The organism is Mycolicibacterium vinylchloridicum (assembly GCF_013404075.1).
Classification (GTDB): Bacteria; Actinomycetota; Actinomycetes; order Mycobacteriales; family Mycobacteriaceae; genus Mycobacterium; species Mycobacterium vinylchloridicum.
The window spans coordinates 1-20,786 of sequence record NZ_JACBJQ010000055.1; the positions used below are offsets into that span (position 1 = coordinate 1).

Here is a 20,786-nt window from a genome sequence, read left to right on the forward strand (position 1 = left end):
GTGCGCTCTGCTCAGTGTGAGCGTGTCGTGGTTCTACAAGTGGATTAGCCGTGCTGAGAACTCTGATGGGTTGCATACCGACACCGATCGGCGCCGCGCGCACCTCGATAGCGCGGTCGCCGCGGCGTTCACGGCGGCCAAGGGGCTGCATGGTTCGCCGCGGCTGGTCGCTGACCTGCGCGATCTGGGTTGGGAAGTGTCGGAAAAGACGGTGGCCGACTCGATGCGCCGCCAGGGTTTGGTGGCGCGCCGCATCAAGCGCCGCAATGGGCTCACCAAGCAGGACAAGACGGCACCGAAGTTTCCTGACCTGGTCAAACGAGACTTCACCGCGGCTACGCCGAACCGCAAATGGGTCGGTGACATGACTGAGATCCCCACTGAGTCCGGCCAGAAGCTGTATCTGGCGACCGTGATCGACCTCTACAGCCGCCGGCTGCTGGGGGCAGCCATGGGCCTGCATCCGGATGCCGAGTTGGCGTGTGCGGCGATCAAGATGGCTGTGGCCGCGCGCGGCGGCCGCCAAGTGATCTGGCGCGATGAGGACTCCGAGCGGGTCATATTCCATACCGATCGCGGTAGCACCTACACCGCACACGCGTTCACCACGCTGTGCCGCCAGTTGGGGATTCGGCAGTCAATGGGCCGGGTCGGATCGTGTTTCGATAATGCTGCCGCGGAGGCGTTCTTCTCTTCCTTGGAATGGGAAGTCTTGTCCCGCAATCGTTTCCGTGATACTATCCATGCGCAGGCTGTGGTAATCGACTGGTGCTACACCTTCTACAATCACCAACGCCGCCACAGTGCCGCCGACGGGCTATCGCCCGTCAACTACGAGATCAGGGAATCCAAGACCAAGCCCGAAGCGGCATAGGAAACCCTCCACGATTTCGGGGGAACCACAACTGTGGCAAAACGGCGTTGTCGACAGGACTGACGTGACAGTTGCTATGGGAGGAAGCGTGATCGATCGATCGTCGGCAGCCGTCTCAGCGAGGGACCGGACGATTAGGATGCGACGAAGCTATGGACTGCTCCGCGCGCTGGCACCCCTCGCCTTACTTACCGCTTGGCTGATCGCGAGTTTCAGTGGACTTCTGCCCGAGCGAGTGTTGCCCTCGCCCTTGACGATAGCTCGCGCGGGTATCGAAGAGTACCGGCACGGCGACCTCATCGATGCATTGTTGGTTTCTGGTCAACGGGTCCTTGTCGGATTTTCCCTCGGTGCAGCAATTGCCGTCATTCTCGGCATCGTTGCCGCCACCAGTACGTTCTGTGAGTACGCCATTGACCCGCCGATGCAGATGTTGCGCACGTTGCCACTGTTCGGTTTGATCCCTCTATTCATCGTCTGGTTTGGAGTCGACGAGCAGCCTAAAATATTCCTCATCGCGCTGGGCGCCGCATTCCCGCTCTACCTGAACATCTACGCCGGCATCAAGCAGATTGACAGCAAATTGCTTGAGCTGACGGATGCTCTAAACCTCACGCGTTGGGAGCGGCTGCGCCACATCGTGTTCCCGGGTGCTCTGCCCCAGGCCTTGGTTGGTCTGCGGCAGGCACTCGGTTTCGCGTGGTTGTCGCTCATAGTGGCTGAGCAGGTCAACGCCTCCGCCGGGCTCGGGTTCATCGTGAACAACGCACGCGAGTTTCTGCGCACCGATATCGTGGTATTCGGCCTGCTGGTGTACGGCATATTTGGCCTGCTCACCGATTCGATCGTGCGTGCGCTCGAACGGCACACCCTACGGTGGGCCAGCCCATGACCGTGGCGTCAGTCCGTGCAGTGGCGCGGACCGGTGGGCTTAGAAAGCAGTTCGGCGATCGAATCGTCCTAGACGGCGTTGATCTCGACATCCGATCCGGTGAGATCGTGGCGTTGGTCGGGCGCAGCGGCTCGGGGAAATCGACTCTCCTACGGGTGCTGGCCGGTCTGTCCGATACACACCGCGGCACCGTCGCCGTCAACGGCGCGGTGGCCACCGCGTTTCAAGATTCCCGGCTCGTGCCGTGGCTTTCAGTCGCACGCAACGTGGCCCTGGGTCTGTCCACACCACGAGAGCGTCGAAATGGCGTCCAAACGGCGCGTACGGCTCTCAATGAAGTGGGCCTGGCGGATCATCTGGCCGACGCCTGGCCACGTTCTCTGTCTGGGGGCGAGGCGCAGCGCGCAGCACTCGCCCGTGCTGTCATCGCCTCGCCGGATTTGCTACTACTCGACGAACCCTTTGGCGCACTCGATGCACTGACTCGGATCGCCATGCAGAACTTGCTACTTCGGCTCTTCGACGAACGTGGTTTCGCGGTACTACTCGTTACACACGACGTCACAGAAGCGGTCATGCTTGCTGACCGCATTCTTGTGCTCGACAAAGGTGTGGTCGCGCACGAGGTCACGGTGGCACTCGAGCGGCCACGGCGCCAGGCGACCCTGGAAGGCGCCAGGTACGTCGAGCACCTGCTCGAACTGCTAGGCGTCAAGCAATAACACCAAGGTAGGAGCAGCGTTGAAACGCACCCGCTATGCGCTAATCGCCCTGGTCGCCTGTGCCTCGCTCGCGTTGAGCGGATGCTTTAGCGGTTCACACGAGGGAAGCGCGCCGACCAGTCTCGGGTCGCTCACGTTGAAGGTTGGCGACCAGAAAGGGGTTGCGGTACAGCAGCTGATGCAAGCCGCCGGTCAGCTCGAGAACACCCCATACAAAATTGAATTCGCCAATTTCACCTCCGGCCCATCGCTCATCGAAGCCGTTAGTGCCGGCGGGATCGACATCGGTCAGGTCGGCAACACGCCACCCATTTTCGGTCTGGCCGCCAACGCAAACTTCAAAATCGTAGGGGCATTGTCAGCGACCGCTATCGGCGATGCCATCCTTGTGGCGAAAGATTCCCCTGTTGCGTCCGTCGCCGACCTGAAGGGCAAGCGAGTCGCTGTCGCAAAAGGTACCTCAGCCCACGCGAACCTCCTGCTGAACCTGAGGCGAACGGGGCTCACGATTAACGACATCACTCCCGTATATCTGCAACCCGGCGACGGCTACGCCGCGCTTACACGCGGCGATGTGCAGGCGTGGGTGACATGGGACCCCTACACGGCGATCGCCGAACAGAGTGTGGGCGCCACGGCGATAGCAACCGCAGAGGACGCGTCGAACGCGTTCAACTTTTGGGTCGCGTCGACCGAATCAGTCAGCGACAGCCGAAAGGTCGTCGCCATCAAAGACTTCCTGCGTCGCTTTGCCGCGGCGACGGATTGGTCGCAGAAGAACATCGACCAATGGTCAACAACCTACGCCAAACTCGCACAGATCAGTCCGCAGGCGGCGCGGGTGACAATGAGCCGATCGCTCAGAAGACCGATCGCGATCACCGACGAGGTGATCAAATCAGAGCAACAGATAGCGGATGTGTTCGCTAGCGTCGGAGCAATCCCGGATAAGGTCTCCTTCGCCGACGCCGTCGACCAGGACTTTCTCCAATGACCCGACCTGACGCGAGAATTTCGCATATCCATTTGGCAGCTAATGTTCAACAGCGCTTGCATGCAACGGAATTCGATAATCGCAGATCCGTCGAGACGGAACTTCAGGCCCATGAGCAGCAGGTCGGGCGGTCCTAGTGGCAGCCGAAAGTACCCGCACCAATACAGTAACGCACTGGGGCAGTTACTCCGTACTCAGCGAGAGCGGAAGGGTGATCTCGCTCGAACCGAGCCCGGGGGACCGCGCTCCTTCCCCGATTGGTTCAGGAATGGCCTCCGCGCAGCGCGACCACGCTCGCATCACCCAGCCTATGATCCGCGAAGGTTGGCTAATCGACGGGCCATGCCCGGCGGGTGGGCGGCGCGGCCGCGATCGATTTGTGCCCGTCCCGCACGATATGGCAACTGCTCTCGTAGCCGCCGAGATCGACCGTGTACGACAAAAGTTCGGGAATTCCGCGATATACGCAGGATCCTACGGATGGGCAAGCGCCGGGCGTTTTCATCACGCGAAGAGTCAGATCCGCCGATTTATGGGCATGGCCGGTGGCTACGTGGATTCAGTCAACACCTACAGCGCCGGAGCTCTCGAGGTGATCATGCCCCACATCATCGGTGGATCACCGTTGAGCATGTCGACTCGGTGCCCGACCTATGACGAGATCGCCGATCGAGGTGAACTCGTGGTGTCCTTCGGTGGTATGGCCCGCAAAAACGCGCAAATCTGCCAGGGCGGAATCGCTGACCACACCGTTCCAGAACTCCAAGACCGTTGCCGTCGCGCCGGTGTCCGATTCGTCAATGTCTCACCCGTCCGCTCGGATACCGACGATTCGCTGGACGCTGAGTGGCTGCCCATCCGCCCAGGCTCCGATGTTGCATTAATGCTCGCTCTAGCTCACGAAGTTGTGGTGGCCGGACGCCACGACACAGACTTCCTTGCGCGCTGTTGTGTCGGTTTTGATACCTTCGCCGACTACCTCCTTGGCCGCAGCGACGGCGTACCCAAGGATTCCAAGTGGGCTTCGGAGCTAACTGAAATTGACGCCGCCACCATCAGAACTCTAGCTACAGCGATCGCTACTGCGCGTACCGTCATTAACGTTAGTTGGTCGCTCCAGCGAATGCACCACGGCGAACAGGCGCACTGGATGGGAGTTGTGCTTTCCGCTATCTCCGGATCACTTGGCCGTCGAGGGGGCGGATTCGCTGCAGGCCTGGGCACTTTGCAGATCGGAGTTCGCCGCGGTAATCACCCTAAAGCCGCTCTGCCCCAAGGCACCAACTCCGTCCAGCGATTCATCCCGGTAGCGCGAATCGCCGACATGCTGCTCTACCCGGGAACTTCGTTTGAGTACAACGGACAATCACTCCAGTACCCCGATATCCGGATGATCTACTGGGCCGGGGGCAATCCCTTCCACCATCATCAGGATCTCCACCGCCTCGTACGCGCATGGCAACGCCCCGACACAATCGTCGTCCATGAGCCATGGTGGAACGCCAACGCCAAGTTCGCCGACATCGTATTTCCAGTTGCGACATCGCTAGAGCGTCAAGACTTCGCGTCGGGCACTTCCGACACCACGTTGAGCGCAATGTATCCCGCGGTAGACCCCCCGCTCGGGGTGCTCACCGACTACGAGATTTTTGCCGACTTGGCGCAACTATTGGGGTTTGGGAACCAGTTCACCGAAGGCCGGACTGCCGGCGCGTGGGTGCGAGAACTCTACGAGCGAACCTCTGCAAGCTTGGCGCCCATAGTAAGCTTGCCGTCGTTCGAGGAATTCTGGCGGCACGGACAAGTCACACTTCCCGAGCCACCCGATCCGCCCGGCGGCAGCTTCACGCTCCTCCGCGAAGATCCCGAGGCAAATCCGCTCCAAACACCCTCCGGGAAAATCGAAATCACCTCTGGGATGCTGGCCTCGTTCGGTTACGACGATTGCCCGGCCCATCCCACATGGATGGAGCCGTGCGAGTGGCTTGGCGGTAGTTCAGACGAGCGTCAGCTCTTTCATCTGATCTCCAACCAGCCTAGTCGGCGCCTGCACAGCCAATACGACAATGGGTCTTACAGCCGCGCCGGCAAGGTAGCCGGCCGAGAGCCGGTACATATCAATCCAATCGACGCCGAGCAGCGCGGCATCTATGCCGGAGCGACCGTGCGGCTTTGGAACGCCCGCGGCTCCTGCCTCGCGGGAGCAATGATCACCGACGATGTGCGGCCGGGAGTAGTCGTAATGGCTACCGGGGCCTGGTTCGACCCAGAAACACCTGGCATCGCGGGTTCGCTCGACCGGCACGGCAACCCGAACGTGCTCACCGCAGATTTCGGTACATCTCTTCTAGCGCAAGCTTCCTCATCCGGAACCACGCTCGTCGACATTGAACTCGTCGATGGCTTCTCGGCGCCGACCTACGCCTTTGCGCCACCGGCAGTCGTGAGCGACCGTGAAGCGATTCAGCTTCGTCAAACACCCCGTGTAGCTGCCACGATCGCACTTGCTAGCGAAATGGCAGGGGAGAGCTAGAGGCGCGACGCGCCAAACACACGACCGCCTGCAGCGTTAGATGCGCTGAAGCGCCAAGGAGTTCCTGTTTTGAGGTAGGTGCCCGATACGGGGTCCGGACAATGATCGTGCGTGCCTGTCAGGCACCGCATAGACCTTTGTGGCGTCGAGGTTACCTACTATTCGACATCCTCCTGCTGAGATCGCGGCAGGCCGCTGTTGTCGCCCTGCACGAGCGATTCGGCCTCCCAGATCAGCAGTTGCTCGGCCTTGTCGATTCTTTGGCGTTGATCGGTGCGCCAACGAGTCGCTGGGGCCAGCCGTCGTTCCAGTCCCGCGACAAATTCGTGCACTCGCCCCGGCGAGCTACCGCCGGTGACGACCCGGCGATAAACAGCACTAGTGGGATCCCTTGCTAGCTTCAGCAACGTGTCATCGGGCTCGATCGGATACCCCAACACTGCGGACGTTGCATCCACTAGATCCTTCGCGGAGACCTGGTCGTCACCGCGTTCTGCGGCTGCGGTGACTGCACGGCCCACAACGCGATAAGCGCGACGGTAGTCCACGTTGTGGTCCGCAACCAATATCTCTGCCATATCTGTTGCCCCGGTGAAGTTTCTTCGCGCGTCGGCGGCCATGCGGCCTACATCGACTGTCAGCGTGTCTACTACGCGAGCTCCAAGTTGCACAACCTGGATCGCCAATCTCATGGCGGAGGTTACCTCGCCGTAGGCGTGCAACCAATTATCGGTCCGCGCGGAGGGTGTTCGTTGTGTCACCAGAAGTCCGGTCGCTTTTCCGACCAAGGTTCCCGCTCCCGACCGAATCACCGCGATTGCGTATGGGTTTCGCTTCTGGGGAAGGAGAACCGAGGCGCGACAAAGCGACGGATCCAGGCTGACGTACCCGAAGTTGGGGCTCGTGAAGATCTCGAAGTCTTCCGCAAGGCGATCGATCGTGGTCGCGGACTGGACTGCGGTCAACGCGACGTCTGCAAGACCGTCTGTGGCCCACATGATATCGCGGGTGTGTGCACCCGGGGCCTCGAAACCCAGTCGACGAGATAGTTTGTGACGATCCAAGGGGATCCAGCCCCCGCCGACCCCGCCGACGCCAGCGGGGGAGCGGTCGGCCCAGCCGTAGTCAATCTGTAGTCGCTGAAGCTGACGCATCGCCTGTTCGCCAAAACTCGACAGATAGTGGCCAAAGGTCGACGGCTGGGCGGGCTGCAGGTAAGTGCTTTCAGGCCAGATTGTCTCGGCATGTTGACTCGCTTGTTTCGTCACCGCTCCAACAAAGTCGTCCACGGATTTATGAAGATCGAGAATCATGTTGCGGAGGGCTAGTCGAAAGGCGATCCGGCCGGCCTCGCGGCGCGTTCGCCCGGTGTGAAGCCAGCCGGCATCATCGCCAAGGCGACGTTCGAACTCACGCTCACGGCTGTTATAGGCGTCCCCGTACACCGAGTCGTAAGGGAAGTCCTCCGGTTTGACTCCCAATACATCAAGGACCTCACGAAGCAGCCGCACTGCGACGTCGGTTGGGACTATGCCGTTCTCGCGTAACGTCAGTACGTGCGCGAGATCGGCGAGTCCCAGACCACGGTGCAATATCGGAGCATCCGACAATTCGAGCTGATATCCGGCCGCTACCAGTTCCGCGGCGGGCCCGCTCTTGATGGCTGCCTCTGCACCCAGATATCCATTGGGCACACGAGCGGTCATACGAATACCTTTCCGGCGGCGAACAGTGTCGGTGCACCTCCAGTTACGAGGAACACAACTGGTCCGCTCACACGGCCCTCATGTGCTGCATCGATGAGCGCCGCCATTGCCTTCGCGCCGAAGAGCGGATCCAGAAAGATCCCTTCGAGTGCAGCCACGAGGGTGGCCGCTGCGTCACCCGCCGGGGAGGCGATCCCGTAGCCGGGCCCGATGTAACCGTCAATCACTTGGACAGGGCGATCAGCCTGCGTTGTGATGTCCAGAAGGGAGGCGCAAGACGCCGAGATTTCTTCGACACGTTCAGTGCACTCGCCGCTCGGTCGACTGACAGTAACCCCGACAATCTCCGTTGACCATCCTAGCCAGCGCGCGGCGGTGACGAGGCCCGCATGGGTTGTGCACGATCCCGCCGGCAACCAAATCTGTGACGGTGCCACCCCGAATTCACGCCACTGGCGGTCCAATTCGATACCAGCACGTACATATCCGGCAGCACCGCGGCTACTGGCGCCACCCCGTGGGATGGCGTATGGCTTGCGCCCGGACGCAACTAGGTCATTGCACAAGCGGACCATCTCGTCGTCCACCGAGGTGCGGTCGGGACTGCCCGTGAAGCGCCGATCGACATTGATCAGATCAATCAGCAGCAGGTTGCCGGTCGCAACTGTAGGTGGGCCGTAGTGAACTAGATAGGGCTCGATCCCGACCTGGCGTGCAGTCAATGCGGCCAACATCGCCCAATTTGATTGCGGCCCGGCTCCGGTCACCAGGCTGTCGCAGCCCTGGGTGAGTGCGTCAGCGATCAAGTACTCAAGACCCCGAAGTTTATTTCCGCCAAGGCCAATGCCGCTCAGGTCATCGCGTTTGAACCAGACTTCGACACCGAGTGCGTCAGACAGGCGCGCAGCCTGATGAAGTGGAGTGGGCTCGCGGACGAAGGCAACCCGCGGGAGTGGCGCGGTGCCGACATCTACAACGTCAGCCATTAGGTAAGTTCCGTTCAAGATGCTCCGCCATTCTGGATAACGGTGTCGATGAAGTAGCCTGCGGAGCCCAATACGTCAGCAGACTCAATGATGTCGGCGATTTGATCAGCGGTGAGATAGCGGTGTATCCGATTGTCAGATAACAGGGCCTCGGCGAGCGAGGAACGATCGCCAATCCCCTTCATCGTCGCGTCGTAGAGCAACTGCTGGGCGGTGTGCTTCCCCACGGAATCAGAGAGCGTCCGAAGTGCTGCCGCAGACTGCACGTATCCGCCTCGCGCTATGAGGTTGTCACGCATGCGCTGAGTGTTGACTCGCAATCCGGAAAGGAGACCAATTGCCAATTGCGTAGCAACACAGGCCAGTTGACACGCTTCTGGCACTACAACCCACTCGCATTTCCAGGACCGGCCGTCACGCTCATGCTCGCTGAGGATGCCCTCCAAGGCAACAGAAGCATCGGCCCGTACCAGCCGTGACAGCGTGACGAGGTGTTCTGAGATCTCCGGATTGACCTTGTGGGGCATCGTGATGCTTCCGACGGTGCCGTGCTTATGCGGCTCCTGAAGTTCATCGATTTCCGGTCTTTGGAGCTCGTAAATCTCTTGTCCGATCTTACCGATCGTTGCGGAGATCATCGCTAGCAATGTGACGAACTCAGAAATCCTGTCTCTGGATGTGAGCCAGGGGATTTCAGGGACCTGCAGTTCCATCCGCCGCGCGAAGGCGCGCAGCATAGGCACTGCAGCGTCACCCCAGAACTCCATCGTTCCAAGGGCGCCGCCGAGCTGGACGAACTCCCACCGTGTCCTGCCCTCACGCAAGCGCTCGAGGTGACGACGAAGTTCAGAGACCCAGACAGCAGCTTTGTAGCCAAACGTGATCGGCAATCCGGGCTGGCCATGGGTCCGACCGCACATGACTGTGTCACGGTGTTCCACGGCCAGGCGAACCGCTTCTGACTCTAACGTTTTCAAATCGCGTTGCACGATGTCTCCGACGCTACGCATCACCGTGGCAAACCAAGTGTCTGTCAGATCCTGGACCGTGGCGCCGTAGTACACCCACTCGCGCGCACGCTCCGGAAGCACCTCCTGTAGGCAACGGATCAGGCCCAAGGTCGAATGCCCTGTCGCTCTGGTCTGCTCGGCGATTTCATCAATGTCTAGCAGCGCCACATCTGCGTGCTCACAGATTATCTGAGCACAATCGGCCGGAATTATTCCTACCTCGGCCTGTGCCTCAGACAGCCTCGCGAGGATGTCCAACCATCCCTGAAGTCGGGCGGTCTCATCGAGCAACCCGCGCACTTCGTCGGTACCCCAAAGATGTCGGTAAACAACAGAATCAAGCACGCTGGTGCTCATCGTCGCTCCCGGTTTGTAGACGGCTCACTGGCGGAACTCCGGTCAAATATCTCAGCGCCTCTCGGACCTCGTCGAGGTTCGAGCCCCACGGGACCACCGCGGCACCAGGTTCGAATCTGATACCACGCTCGATCAGACAGCATTTAGCCAGTGTCAATTCGCCCGGGCTGCGAGCACTCGCGGCGGGACAGATGTCGATGCGATCAGGCTCGTCATCGTAGAAATGGCGGTGAAACTCTAACGACCGTGTGCACCCAATCATCAGCCAGTTCAAACGATCCGCTGGGCGAGTGTCGAGAAAGGAGACTCTGCCAGCGATTTCGGTACCGGCACCTCGGCACGGCAACAGATAGTCGGGTGCTGGATTTTGCTGGGCTAACTCCGTGATGTCCACGGCGTCGAGTTGCAATTCGATCGGTGGAAGCTCCTCGTCGAACGCGATTGCTTGCTGCGCCATCGCAAAGAGCTTGGGGGGCCACGGCGGGACGACTTCTGTCAGCCGGACGGGGATCGGACAGGGATCCCAAATGAAATTGATATGTTGATAACGGCCCTGCACGACGTACGCGAGGACACCGTCTCTGTGATGTGTCCGCGCCGCCGTCGCTAACGCCGTCGCATTGCCTACGTCGGTATCAGGCGATTCGATGAACGCGACCTGCTCAGGAAGCGCAAGCACTCGCAGCTCGACAACGGGCGAGAACAACGGTGCAGAGGACTCCTTGAGGACAGCGACCAGCGCGGTGTGATCCTTCCTGCGTAGCGCGAGGAACGAGGTGCGTCGGTAAACCTCACGGCCGGCCAGGTAGTGCGTAATTGCGGCCTCGGTAAGATCGAAATCGACTTCCTGGACGGATAATCCGCGGTAGGGCCGGGTGATCTCATTGACGGCAGGTAGGTCGATCATCGTCGACGCGCAGGGTTCGTACGGGGAGCAGTGTCGGCACGCAGCCCAAGTCGTAGTGTCTCGACCGCGATGGGATCCTCGAGTGCGATGTTGCCGATATTGACCATCGGTCCGAAGCGCTTGATCAGTTCTGCCTGTTGAGCTTTTCGCGGTGCCTCGAAGATGACGCGCTCAGTACCAAGCATCGCAATGGATTCGACGAGATCAGTCCTCAGCGACCCGTCGGTGTCATATAGGCCCACCGTGCCCGATTCGCGACCCTCAGCGATGACGTAGGACGCGCCGGCGTCGAGATCGGCACGCATCTCGCTAATCCATTGCTCCGCTACCACCGGCGCGGAGGCATCCTTGGCGCCTGTCTCGGCAAGCACGATGAATTCTTGGGCGAATCGGCCCACCAACGAAATCTTCTGCGTCGTGGTCATCATTTGCATGCCGTTTGACACCTCGACAGCGTCGATACCGATATCGCTCGCCCAATCGCGCAGCTCTGCCACCCGGCCCTGGGCCTGACATATCTCCAACAGGGTGCCACCCAAACAGCTGATCACCCCATGGGTATGGCAGAGCGCCACTCGCGCTTTGAGGTGCGGGTCGATGTAGGCGGTGCCCCAGCCGATCTTAAGCACGTCCACGAACTGCCCCGCTCCAGCCAACACCGCTTCCAGGGCGCTGGTCGGCGCCCCCTTGTCCAGGACATGCGTGAGCCCCGTCTGTCGCGGCTTTCTTTGCCGCACAGGCAATTCAAGAAAATCAGGAGTCTCCCACATGATCCCTTACCTCCGACGCTGCGATGTCCAGCAACCCTCACGGTAGGGTCACCAGCCCCACGCGTCTTTGTCTCAAGCGGCCTAACAATTGCCCGGAGTTAACCCTGTCGGGACATGGATGGGGCGATGTCCTCAGGCCTACCGTTCGTCAGGTAAAGGAGGCCCCAGGTGAGCAACCGGCTTGTCGTGGTGGGGAGTGGAGCGGCCGGAATGTCGGCCGCATCCGCCGCCCGCCGAACCAATTCAGATCTTGAGATCGTGGTGCTGGAGTCCGGCAACCACGCGGCATACGGCCTATGTGGTTTGCCGTACTACGTTTCCGACGTCATCGCCGAATCGGACGATTTGTTCGCGTATCGTCCCGAGTTCTTTCGCGAAAAGCGGCGAATCGACTTGCGATTCGGTGTTGAAGCCACACGTCTGGACCCCGACCGCAAAGTGCTCTCCGTAAGCCAGGACGGCGTCGGCTACGAAATCGGATATGACAGCCTGGTTCTCGCCACCGGCGGCACCCCGATCGTTCCTGGGGCGCTGGCAACCCGAAGCGATCGCATCTTCACCGTTCGGAACCTGGACGACGCGGTCCGTCTGCACCGACTGCTCGATGAGCGCAACGCCCGTCGGGCACTCATCGTCGGAGGCGGGTATATCGGCCTTGAGATGGCAGAAGCGCTTGCCGAGCGCGGCGTCGCGGTCACCATCGCCGAAGCGTTGCCGATGGTCTTGCCCAACTTCGATGGAACCATCAGTGAACGGGTACACGCCGAGCTAGTGCGTCACGGTGTCGATGTACGGCTGGGCTGCCGAGTTGAATCTGCCATCGACGACGGGTCATGTCTGCAGGTCTCGATGGGCGACGAGCGTATCGAGGTCGACCTCATGGTGGCTGCGGTCGGGGTACGAGCAGGCTCAGCACTGGGATCGGACGTGGGGGCCGTTTGTGGACCTGGTGGCGCATTGGTGGTTGACGAACACATGCGGACTTCACTGCAATCGGTGTTCGCGGCCGGTGATTGCATTGCGCCCTATCACCGAATCCTTAAGCGCCCGGCTTTCATCCCGCTGGGGCCAGCGGCCAACAAGACGGGTCGAGTGGCGGGCATCAACGCCGCGGGTGGCGAGGCGCGCTTCGCCGGAGTGCTCGGGACCGCAGTGGTCAAGGTCTTCGACCTCGCCGTAGCCCGCACCGGTCTTACCCTGGCCGAAGCCGCAGCAGAAGGCATCGACGCCATAGCGACGCAAGCTGTCGGAAAGTCACGCGCCAAGTACTACCCGGGCTCCGAGTCAGTTACGGTTCGGCTTATCCATCGCCCCGACGGCCGCCTATTGGGAGCGCAAATGGTCGGCGTCGGCGACGGTGTCGCAAAACGAATCGACGTCGCCGCCATCGCATTACAGGCAGGGTTCGACGTTAGCGCGCTTCTGGACGCCGATCTGTCTTACGCGCCGCCTTTCGCCCCGGTCTATGAACCCATTCTGCTCGCCGCTCAGGCGGCCGGCGCAGATCAGACGTCAACCACAGCCGGGGTAGCCGGCACAGACAGACAAGGAGTCAGGCAATGACTGGACGCATGGCAGGAAAAGTCGCTCTGATCACCGGCGGTGGTTCGGGGATCGGTCGAGCAGCGGCGCAGCAGTTCGCCCATGAGGGTGCGAAGGTGGCCGTTCTCGATCTGCGGGCTGATGCGGCCACGGAGACCGCCGACATCATCAACAGCGCCGGTGGAACCGCGATCGCTGTGACGGCCAACGTCGCAGTGGCTTCGGAGGTTGAAGCCGCAGTTGCCGAAGTGGTGTCTCGACTGGGCGCCGTCACTGCCCTGTACAACAACGCTGGTGTTGACAGTGCCGGCAACGTCGAGGTGACGGAGGAACGTGACTGGGACCGTTGCTTCGACGTCAACGCCAAGGGCACCTACCTGATGTCAAAGGCGGTTATTCCTCACATGCGCGCCGCTGGTGGAGGATCGATTGTGAACCAGGGTTCGGTGGCTGCCATGGTCGCTGTGCCCAACTTCGCCGCTTACTGCGCAGCCAAAGGCGCGGTAGTCGCGCTAACGCGCTCGATGGCAATTGATTGCGCCCCAATGGGTATCCGTGTCAATGCGATCTGCCCGGGCACTGTTTTCACTCCACTGATGGAACCGATGTTGCGCGCGAGGGGCGACGGCGATCTGGAAGCAGGCCTGGCCAAGACGGTAGCCAAATATCCGATTGGACGCCTTGGAACCCCTGACGACATCGCAGCAGTCGCATTGTTCCTATCGAGTGAGGAAGCGTGCTTCTTGACAGGTTCTACCGTTGCGGCCGATGGCGGCATGACGGCTCAATGATGGATGACGGCGATGATTCGACATAGCTGGCGTCAGATGCGCGCTCGGAGGCACCCGGCGCCGGCGTATCGAGTGATCGACCGCCTTCACGTGGAGCGCAGCGTGAACGTGACGATCGAACAGATCTCCTTAACGATTTCGGGCTGGTTGGCCGAAATCGGGACTGCGAGTCCGCTAGTCGACGAGCTAAGCCAAGCTGTCGCTGCAGGCGACTGGCAGAAAGTTCGCCGGATCGCCGAATGCTTGTCGGTCGATGTTTCCGCTATTTCGGCAGCTAGCCCGACCGTGCTCCGCGATCCGTAACTGGCTGATCTTTATCCCGCCACCAGATGGCCGCTTGCTAGTCCTGGACGGACAGTTTCTCGTTCTTTTTCTGTCCACAGGGTACTAGCGCGAGATTGAGCAGAGTGATTAGTGTCTCACCTATATACGCCGTGTGACGTATAGGTAAAGAGGAGATGCTACGAACATGAGTACTACGGATATGGCAACTGTTGGGGTTATGGGGGTGTCCCTCGCCGCGGGTGACCACGTCTGTGCGTTCTACCCGACCCTTGCGGAGCGCAACGAGATCTTGCTTCCTTACCTCAAAGAGGGACTCAAACTTGGTGACAAGTGCATATGCATCGTGTCCGACTCGCCGGATAGCGACCTCGACTCGGTCAAGTGCCTTTCGCAGGACACCGGTCAGCTGGAAGTCGACCACAGTGGTGACACGTACCTCAAGGGCGGCAACTTCTCGTCCGACCGGATGCTGAAGTATTGGAATTCTTCTATCAGCCAGGCCGTCGATGACGGGTTTAACTTTGCTCGAGGAGCGGGTGAGATGACCTGGGCCTTAGAGAAGATGCCCGGCGTGGAGAACCTGGTGTCCTACGAGTCGCAGCTGAATAGCGTGTTGCGCGAGTATCCGGCTGTGATCGTTTGTCTGTACGAGCTCGGCCGCTTCAGCGGCGATATGCTGGTGGAGGTGCTTAAGACGCACCCGAAGGTGATTTTGGGAGGGATCGTGCTCGAGAATCCTTACTACCTTGAGCACAACGAATACCTCACCTCCCGCTAGGGCCGCCTGAATGACCGCGACGAGCGATGTCGCCCACACGGAAACCTTGGTGGAGCTGCGCGAGCAGCTGTCCAATCTGCAAGGCCTGCTGATGCTTGCCATGTTGATGACCCAGAGTGGTGACGAAAACAAGATCATTCAGCTCAGCACGACTTCATTACCAGCGTTCTACCGTTGCCCGTTCGTTGGCATCTATCTGACCGACGGAGGGTGGCAGAAGGCTCTAGGCGCCCGGGTCGACTACTCGGCAACCGCGGAACTCGACGCCTCGATAGCCACTTTGGGGCCTTCTGGTGGTGTTCTAACCCTCGGCCGATATGCCTGGTGTGTGGCCCTGCCGTTGCGCGGCCTCGATGCGCACATCGGTTTCTTCATCGTCGCGTCAGATGAGGAACCATCCGTCGGCGAGCAGTTTCTACTCCGTGTACTGGTGCAACAAACCGGTGCCGCGCTCGCCAACGCGCGACTCCATCGGAAGGAACAAGCCAGTACTGAAGCTCTACGCGACAGCAATATCGCACTTGCGGAGTCCGTCTCCGCCTTGGAGAACGCCGCGCGGATTCACGCACGCCTCACCGAGGTGGCAGCAAAGGGCAACGGTGAGGAAGGCATTGCAATCGCATTGCACGAACTGACTGGATTGTCCGTAGCCATCGAGGACCGCTTTGGAAACCTGCGGGCCTGGGCTGGTCCTGACTGTCCGGAGCCGTATCCCAAGGACAACGCTAATGCACGTGAAGCAATGCTGCAGCGCTGCATTCGAGCGGGGGAGCCGATTCGCCACGCCGGCAGATTGTCAGCGGTGGCAAACCCCCGTGTGGACATTGTGGGCGTCGTCTCGCTCATCGACCCCGACGAAGGTGGTGGAGAACAGGCCAAAGTTGCCCTTGAGCACGGAACAACTGTCCTGGCAATGGAATTGGCGCGGCTACGCAGCCTCGCCGAGGCGGAACTGCGGTTGCGGCGAGATCTGGTCGAGGAGGTCTTGCTCGGCACCGACGACGAGAGCGCATTGGCGCGCGCCGAAGCTCTGGGCCACGACCTTGGTACTCCCCACCGGGTTGTGATCGTTGAATCCGAAGGGCGTTGCGCCGACATGGAGAAGTTTTTCCACGGTGTGCGACGCGCTGCTCGCCATGCTCACATGGGCACTTTGGTTGTTGCCCGCTCCAACACCGTCGTGATCTTGTCCGACGCCGACATGAACCGGGATAGATTCGTCTCCGCGCTTGTCAGCCATCTCGGAAGCGACGATTGCCGAGTTGGCGTTGGCGGATGGTGTGACCGTCCACGGCACCTTCCGCGCTCGTATCGCGAGGCGCAACTCGCTCTCAAAATGCAGCGACGCGTCGGTAGCCGCGACCCTGCGGCGGTCACCTTCTACGACGAACTCGGCGTGTACCGAATTCTCGCCGAAGTAGAAAATCAAGATTCAATCGAGCGATTCGTGCGCCAATGGCTGGGGCCGCTGCTGGACTACGACGCCGCGAAGCAATCACAGCTTGTCGCCACATTGTCCGCCTATCTTGAATGCGGCGGCCATCACGACGCCACCACAGCTGCGATCTTCGTGCACCGCAGCACCTTGAAGTATCGCTTGTCCCGTATTCGCACCCTGCTTGGCCTCGATGTCAATGACCCAGACGTGCGCTTCAATCTGCAGATGGCAACGCGGGCATGGAAAACCCTGGAGCACTTAGGCTCCGGCGACGGGCATATGTCCCACCAGGTGGAGATTCCGCCCACCTTGTAGCCTCCCAGGTCATATTCGGTTGGGCGCCAGCCTATTACCTTCAGGTTGATTGGCGTCGACGTAACTACGGACCCAGGTCCGTGTACGTCGGCAAAGTCTGATGACAGGATGCGCGAACATCGATGAACAGTTTCTCCCCCTATGTAGACAAGCGCCGGACACTATCCGAAGCGGCACAGCTCATCCAGAATGGCGACATCGTCGCACTCGGTGGAGGGCTGTGCGGGAGGCTGCCAATGGCGCTGGTCCGAGAAATGATCCGGGCCCACCGCCGCGACCTACACCTCGTTGGATCCGCACACAGCATCGACGTCGACCTGCTGGTAGCCGCCGGTGCAGTCGCGGTCTGCGAAGAAAGCTATGTGGGCTTCGAGCAAGACCTGGGTCTGGCACCCGCGTTTCGCCGGGCCGCCACTTCTGGTACGCTTGAGGTACGCGAAAGTTGTTGCGCCACAATCCTTACCCAGCTGCGCGCGGCGGAAATGGGACTACCTTTCATGCCCGTACGAGGCGTCAAGGGAACCGGAATTAAGGACTTACACCCCGAATACGGAGAGGTTGACTGCCCCTTCACCGGTGAAACCCTCGTCGCCGTACCGCCATTGGCTCCTAACGTGGCATGCATCCACGCGGCCATGGGTGACAGGTATGGCAACTTGCACATTGCTCAACCATTTGTCCTTGACGAGCGGTTCGCCTCGGCTTCGACTCAGGTGATCGCGACGGTCGAGCGCATCGTCAGCCCCAACGCCGTGGCAGCGGCCGGGATTGTCATACCCGGCCATCTTGTGAGTGCGATTGTCGAGGTACCGTTCGGCGCGCATCCGACGTCGTGTTACCCCGAATATGCGTACGACAGAGGACATATCGCCATGTACCTTGAGGCCGCTCGAGCAGGGGACCGGGAGGTATCGGACTACCTGGAGCGTTACGTCCTCTGCGGGGAAGACGCATATCTCGACCAGATTGACGCGAGTCGTCTCACAAAATGGAGTTCATCCAACCAGGACTGGCAGGAGTTGTTCAGATGAGCGGCGACGAATGGGGCTTCGACGAGTGGTTTGTCGTGGCGCTAGCGCGGACAATTCGCGATCAGGAGGCGGTCTTTCACGGCTTCGCCAGCCCGTGTGCGCAAGTGGCAATGCATGTCGCCCGACAGACTCACGCGCGGGACATGATCCTGGTCGAAGGCGCCACTTACGCAATCAACCCCGATCCCGTCTTCATCCCGCCGACGGGTAACGACCTTGCTTTGCACCGAGATGCAACCTACCGAATGCGCTTCGAGGAATTCTTCGACGCAGCGCTACGTGGTGCCATCGACCGCATGTTTGTGTCCGGCGGACAAATCGACAAGTACGGAAACACCAACGTGACAGCGATTGGCCCGGATCCGCGGCGGCCAAAAGTCAAGTTGGGTGGAGGCGGCGGAGGATGCAATATCTCCGCAACGATAGGCCACCTCACGCTGTGGACAACGCGGCATCGAAGCGGCCGAACTCTCGTGAATCAGGTCGATTTCATTACCGATATAGGTCACCGCACGCCCAGCGGTTCACGAAAGGAACTAGGTTTCACCGGCGGCGGACCGCAATGGCTTATCACGGAGCTCGGTATCTTTGATTTCTCGGCCAACGGCGAGGCCTGCCTGCGGGCCGTATGGCCCGATGCCACCATCGATGACGTCTGTGCAGCGACAGGCTTCGTACCCATCGTTGATCTCTCGCCTGGACTGCTCAGTCCTCCCAGCGTGGCCGAGCTCGCGGCGATTCGATCCATCGATCCGTTGACATGCCGACGGCTCGAGTTCGACGAGCGTGAACTCAGCCGGCGATTCCGCCGGACAGAGCGCGCAGCATGCAGCTGTTAGAAGCGCTCTTCGATCCTCGTCGTGTCTTGCTCGTCGGCGCATCTGAGCGGATAGGCAGCATTGGCAAGCTCCTTGTAAAGAACCTGGAATCCTTCGGTGGGGAGTTGGTTTGCAAAAGTGGGCCTGCACCCCTTGACGACTGTGGTGAATTCGACCTCGCGATAATCGCGACTCCTGGCGACCACGTGCTGCGGATAACACAGGAACTCTCACATCGAGCGAGGGCGATCATCGTGCTCTCAGCGGGCTTCGGTGAAACCGGTACACAAGGTCGGGACGCACAAGCTAACCTTGTCCACTCTGCGCGTCCGGCACGCGTGATCGGCCCGAACTGCTTTGGCCTGCAGGACTGCAACCGTCGCCTCAACGCTTCTATTTCGGCCGGCCTACCGTTGGGTGGGGGAGATATTTCCCTCGTCAGTCAGGCCGGCACGTATGCAATGGCCGCGGCGACCCACTCTTACGACGCTAGATTGCGCTTCGGCAAGGTGATTGCTCTAGGGAACACGAGCGACATCAGCGCTTCCGAACTTGTGGCCGAACTGCGCGATGACCCCGAGACGGAGACGCTGTGCTTTGCGCTGGAAAGCCTCCCGGATGCGCGGGCCTTCGTCGAAGAAGTCGAACGTACAACCCCGAGCAAGCCGGTAATTGTCTATAAGGCCGGCAAGACCGATGTCGGCGCACGAACGGCCGCAAGTCACACCGGTGCGTTGGCCGCGCCAACCACGATGCTTCGTCACACATTACGCCAAGCCGGCGCGGTCCAGGTCGACTCTGGCGAGGAGCTCTTCGACGCTGCCCAGGTGCTCGATGTGCGACCACTGCCCAACGGACCGCGGATGGGTGTGGTGTCCAATTCAGGCGGTGCCGCAGTGGAATTAACGGATGCGCTCGCCGGACAAGGGTTGACGGTGCCAGAGTTATCCGACTCCCTTCGTCAGCGCATCGCCGCAGAGCTGCCGACGTATGCCAGTTCACGCAACCCAGTGGACATCACGCCCGTGTGGGCTGACTATTCGCGCTTGTACGCACATCTTGTTGAAACCCTGGCCACCTCGAAGGAAGTTGACGCGATCGTGGTGGTGCTCGCTCACCGAGCTGCAGAGGACGCCGACGCTATCGAAGCGATCACCCAAAGTTGTCAAATGTTAAGGACAACACAGGCGGAAGTACCGATTTATGCCTATGCGATCGGCCGGTCAGGGGTTCTTCAAGCGCTCCACTCGCTGCGCGACACCGGTATCCCGTGTTTCGACGCACCGCACCGTGTCGCACGAGCCGTAGCCCACGCCTACCAGTATGGACAAGCGCGCAGCCGTGCCGGGACGCAGTTACCGCCGTTGGCCAACCGGCATGACGTGCAGGCGGAGGACAAGAGAATCGAACTCGCCGATTTACTGACCCGCCGCGGCATCGCGGTTGCCCCGAGCTGGAGGTGCTCCTCGGTCGACGAGGTCGCCGATGTCGATGTACAGCTGCCGGCCGTGGTCAAGATTGCAGATGCCGAGCACCGAACTGACCGTGACGGTGTGCGGCTCGATATCCGTTCTCGAGTAGAACTCCACGCCGCTGCAGAGGAAATGCTCATTCGTGCTGCCGGCGGGGATGTTCTTGTCCAGCAGCAGATTAGCGGTGTTGAGGTCGTCGTCGGAGCGCTCAGGGATCCCGTGTTGGGACCGATCGTAATGGTAGGCCTCGGAGGCATCTGGGTCGAGGTTTTCGACGACGTCCAATTTGCGCTGGCACCCATTCGGCATGACGACGCGCTGGCCCTGATCGCGCAGTTACGCGCCTATCCACTTCTCTGCGGCGCGCGCGGCACACCCGCGGTAAACCTCGACAGTGTGGCAGACGTCGTCGTGCACCTAGCGCAACTCTGCGCTGATGAACCGAATATCTCGACAATCACTTTGAATCCGGTCATGGCCACTGCGACGGGCGCAGTGGCGGTCGATTGGAAACTGACGTCCTGATAGGACCACGATCGGCCTACCCGTTTGGCCCTCGTGGACG

General features: G+C 60.6%; 18 protein-coding genes. 13 read left to right on the plus strand and 5 right to left on the minus strand.

Translation table 11 applies throughout. From position 1 onward, the window contains the following. The 5 genes from HPC46_RS28330 to HPC46_RS35825 form a co-directional block, all read left to right on the plus strand. Positions 1 to 874 (plus strand): IS3 family transposase (locus HPC46_RS28330; protein ID WP_179475492.1); only part of this gene is annotated, 874 nt, incomplete at its 5' end. 76 nt (positions 875 to 950) lie between these two features. Further along, positions 951 to 1,766, plus strand: a complete 816-nt coding sequence (locus HPC46_RS28335; protein ID WP_085976127.1) for an ABC transporter permease — start codon at positions 951 to 953, stop codon at positions 1,764 to 1,766. After that, entirely contained in the window at positions 1,763 to 2,488 is a 726-nt protein-coding gene (locus HPC46_RS28340; protein ID WP_005148488.1) for an ABC transporter ATP-binding protein, read from the plus strand. Before HPC46_RS28335 ends, HPC46_RS28340 begins: the two co-directional genes overlap by 4 nt. A 19-nt stretch (positions 2,489 to 2,507) precedes the next feature. Beyond that, positions 2,508 to 3,482, plus strand: a complete 975-nt coding sequence (locus HPC46_RS28345) for an ABC transporter substrate-binding protein (protein WP_005148487.1) — start codon at positions 2,508 to 2,510, stop codon at positions 3,480 to 3,482. Between the two features lie 136 nt (positions 3,483 to 3,618). Continuing rightward, on the plus strand, positions 3,619 to 6,015 hold the full coding sequence (locus HPC46_RS35825; protein WP_036424926.1) for a molybdopterin-dependent oxidoreductase: 2,397 nt from the start codon (positions 3,619 to 3,621) through the stop codon (positions 6,013 to 6,015). Between the two features lie 158 nt (positions 6,016 to 6,173). On the opposite strand, the gene HPC46_RS28355 is transcribed toward HPC46_RS35825, so the two are convergent. Genes HPC46_RS28355 through HPC46_RS28375 form a run of 5 tightly spaced genes read right to left on the minus strand, consistent with a single transcriptional unit; the run spans position 6,174 to position 11,751 of the window. Beyond that, positions 6,174 to 7,721, minus strand: a complete 1,548-nt coding sequence (locus HPC46_RS28355) for a lyase family protein (protein ID WP_005148484.1) — start codon at positions 7,719 to 7,721, stop codon at positions 6,174 to 6,176. Beyond that, on the minus strand, positions 7,718 to 8,707 hold the full coding sequence (locus tag HPC46_RS28360; protein WP_005148483.1) for a 1-aminocyclopropane-1-carboxylate deaminase/D-cysteine desulfhydrase: 990 nt from the start codon (positions 8,705 to 8,707) through the stop codon (positions 7,718 to 7,720). Before HPC46_RS28360 ends, HPC46_RS28355 begins: the two co-directional genes overlap by 4 nt. Positions 8,708 to 8,721: 14 nt before the next feature. Next, the gene (gene xcbD, locus HPC46_RS28365; RefSeq protein ID WP_005148482.1) at positions 8,722 to 10,074 is read right to left on the minus strand and encodes a 3-sulfopropionylcysteine synthase XcbD; all 1,353 of its coding nucleotides are present in this window, start codon (positions 10,072 to 10,074) and stop codon (positions 8,722 to 8,724) included. Then, positions 10,055 to 10,981, minus strand: coding sequence for an XcbA family protein (locus HPC46_RS28370; protein WP_005148481.1), 927 nt, complete (start codon positions 10,979 to 10,981; stop codon positions 10,055 to 10,057). The genes xcbD and HPC46_RS28370 overlap by 20 nt, the downstream gene beginning before the upstream one ends. Next, positions 10,978 to 11,751, minus strand: coding sequence for a phosphosulfolactate synthase (locus HPC46_RS28375; RefSeq protein WP_005148480.1), 774 nt, complete (start codon positions 11,749 to 11,751; stop codon positions 10,978 to 10,980). Before HPC46_RS28375 ends, HPC46_RS28370 begins: the two co-directional genes overlap by 4 nt. A gap of 168 nt (positions 11,752 to 11,919) precedes the next feature. Between HPC46_RS28375 and HPC46_RS28380 the strand changes: the two genes are divergently transcribed. From HPC46_RS28380 to HPC46_RS28415, 8 genes are all read left to right on the plus strand, one after another. Beyond that, positions 11,920 to 13,314 (plus strand): FAD-dependent oxidoreductase, encoded by a 1,395-nt coding sequence (locus HPC46_RS28380; RefSeq protein ID WP_005148479.1) that lies wholly within the window; start codon positions 11,920 to 11,922, stop codon positions 13,312 to 13,314. Continuing rightward, entirely contained in the window at positions 13,311 to 14,084 is a 774-nt protein-coding gene (locus tag HPC46_RS28385; RefSeq protein ID WP_005148478.1) for an SDR family NAD(P)-dependent oxidoreductase, read from the plus strand. Before HPC46_RS28380 ends, HPC46_RS28385 begins: the two co-directional genes overlap by 4 nt. A gap of 102 nt (positions 14,085 to 14,186) precedes the next feature. After that, positions 14,187 to 14,387, plus strand: a complete 201-nt coding sequence (locus HPC46_RS28390) for an Rv2628 protein family (protein WP_252990801.1) — start codon at positions 14,187 to 14,189, stop codon at positions 14,385 to 14,387. A gap of 166 nt (positions 14,388 to 14,553) precedes the next feature. After that, positions 14,554 to 15,147 (plus strand): MEDS domain-containing protein, encoded by a 594-nt coding sequence (locus HPC46_RS28395; protein WP_005148477.1) that lies wholly within the window; start codon positions 14,554 to 14,556, stop codon positions 15,145 to 15,147. Between the two features lie 10 nt (positions 15,148 to 15,157). Next, complete coding sequence (locus tag HPC46_RS28400) at positions 15,158 to 16,900, plus strand: PucR family transcriptional regulator (protein WP_005148475.1); 1,743 nt, start codon at positions 15,158 to 15,160, stop codon at positions 16,898 to 16,900. A 122-nt stretch (positions 16,901 to 17,022) separates the two neighbouring features. Next, positions 17,023 to 17,931 (plus strand): CoA transferase subunit A, encoded by a 909-nt coding sequence (locus tag HPC46_RS28405; RefSeq protein WP_179475493.1) that lies wholly within the window; start codon positions 17,023 to 17,025, stop codon positions 17,929 to 17,931. Beyond that, positions 17,928 to 18,770, plus strand: coding sequence for a CoA-transferase (locus tag HPC46_RS28410; RefSeq protein ID WP_005148473.1), 843 nt, complete (start codon positions 17,928 to 17,930; stop codon positions 18,768 to 18,770). The genes HPC46_RS28405 and HPC46_RS28410 overlap by 4 nt, the downstream gene beginning before the upstream one ends. Beyond that, positions 18,758 to 20,746: an acetate--CoA ligase family protein gene (locus HPC46_RS28415; protein WP_005148472.1), complete on the plus strand. Its 1,989-nt coding sequence runs from the start codon at positions 18,758 to 18,760 to the stop codon at positions 20,744 to 20,746. Before HPC46_RS28410 ends, HPC46_RS28415 begins: the two co-directional genes overlap by 13 nt. Positions 20,747 to 20,786 lie beyond the last annotated feature (40 nt).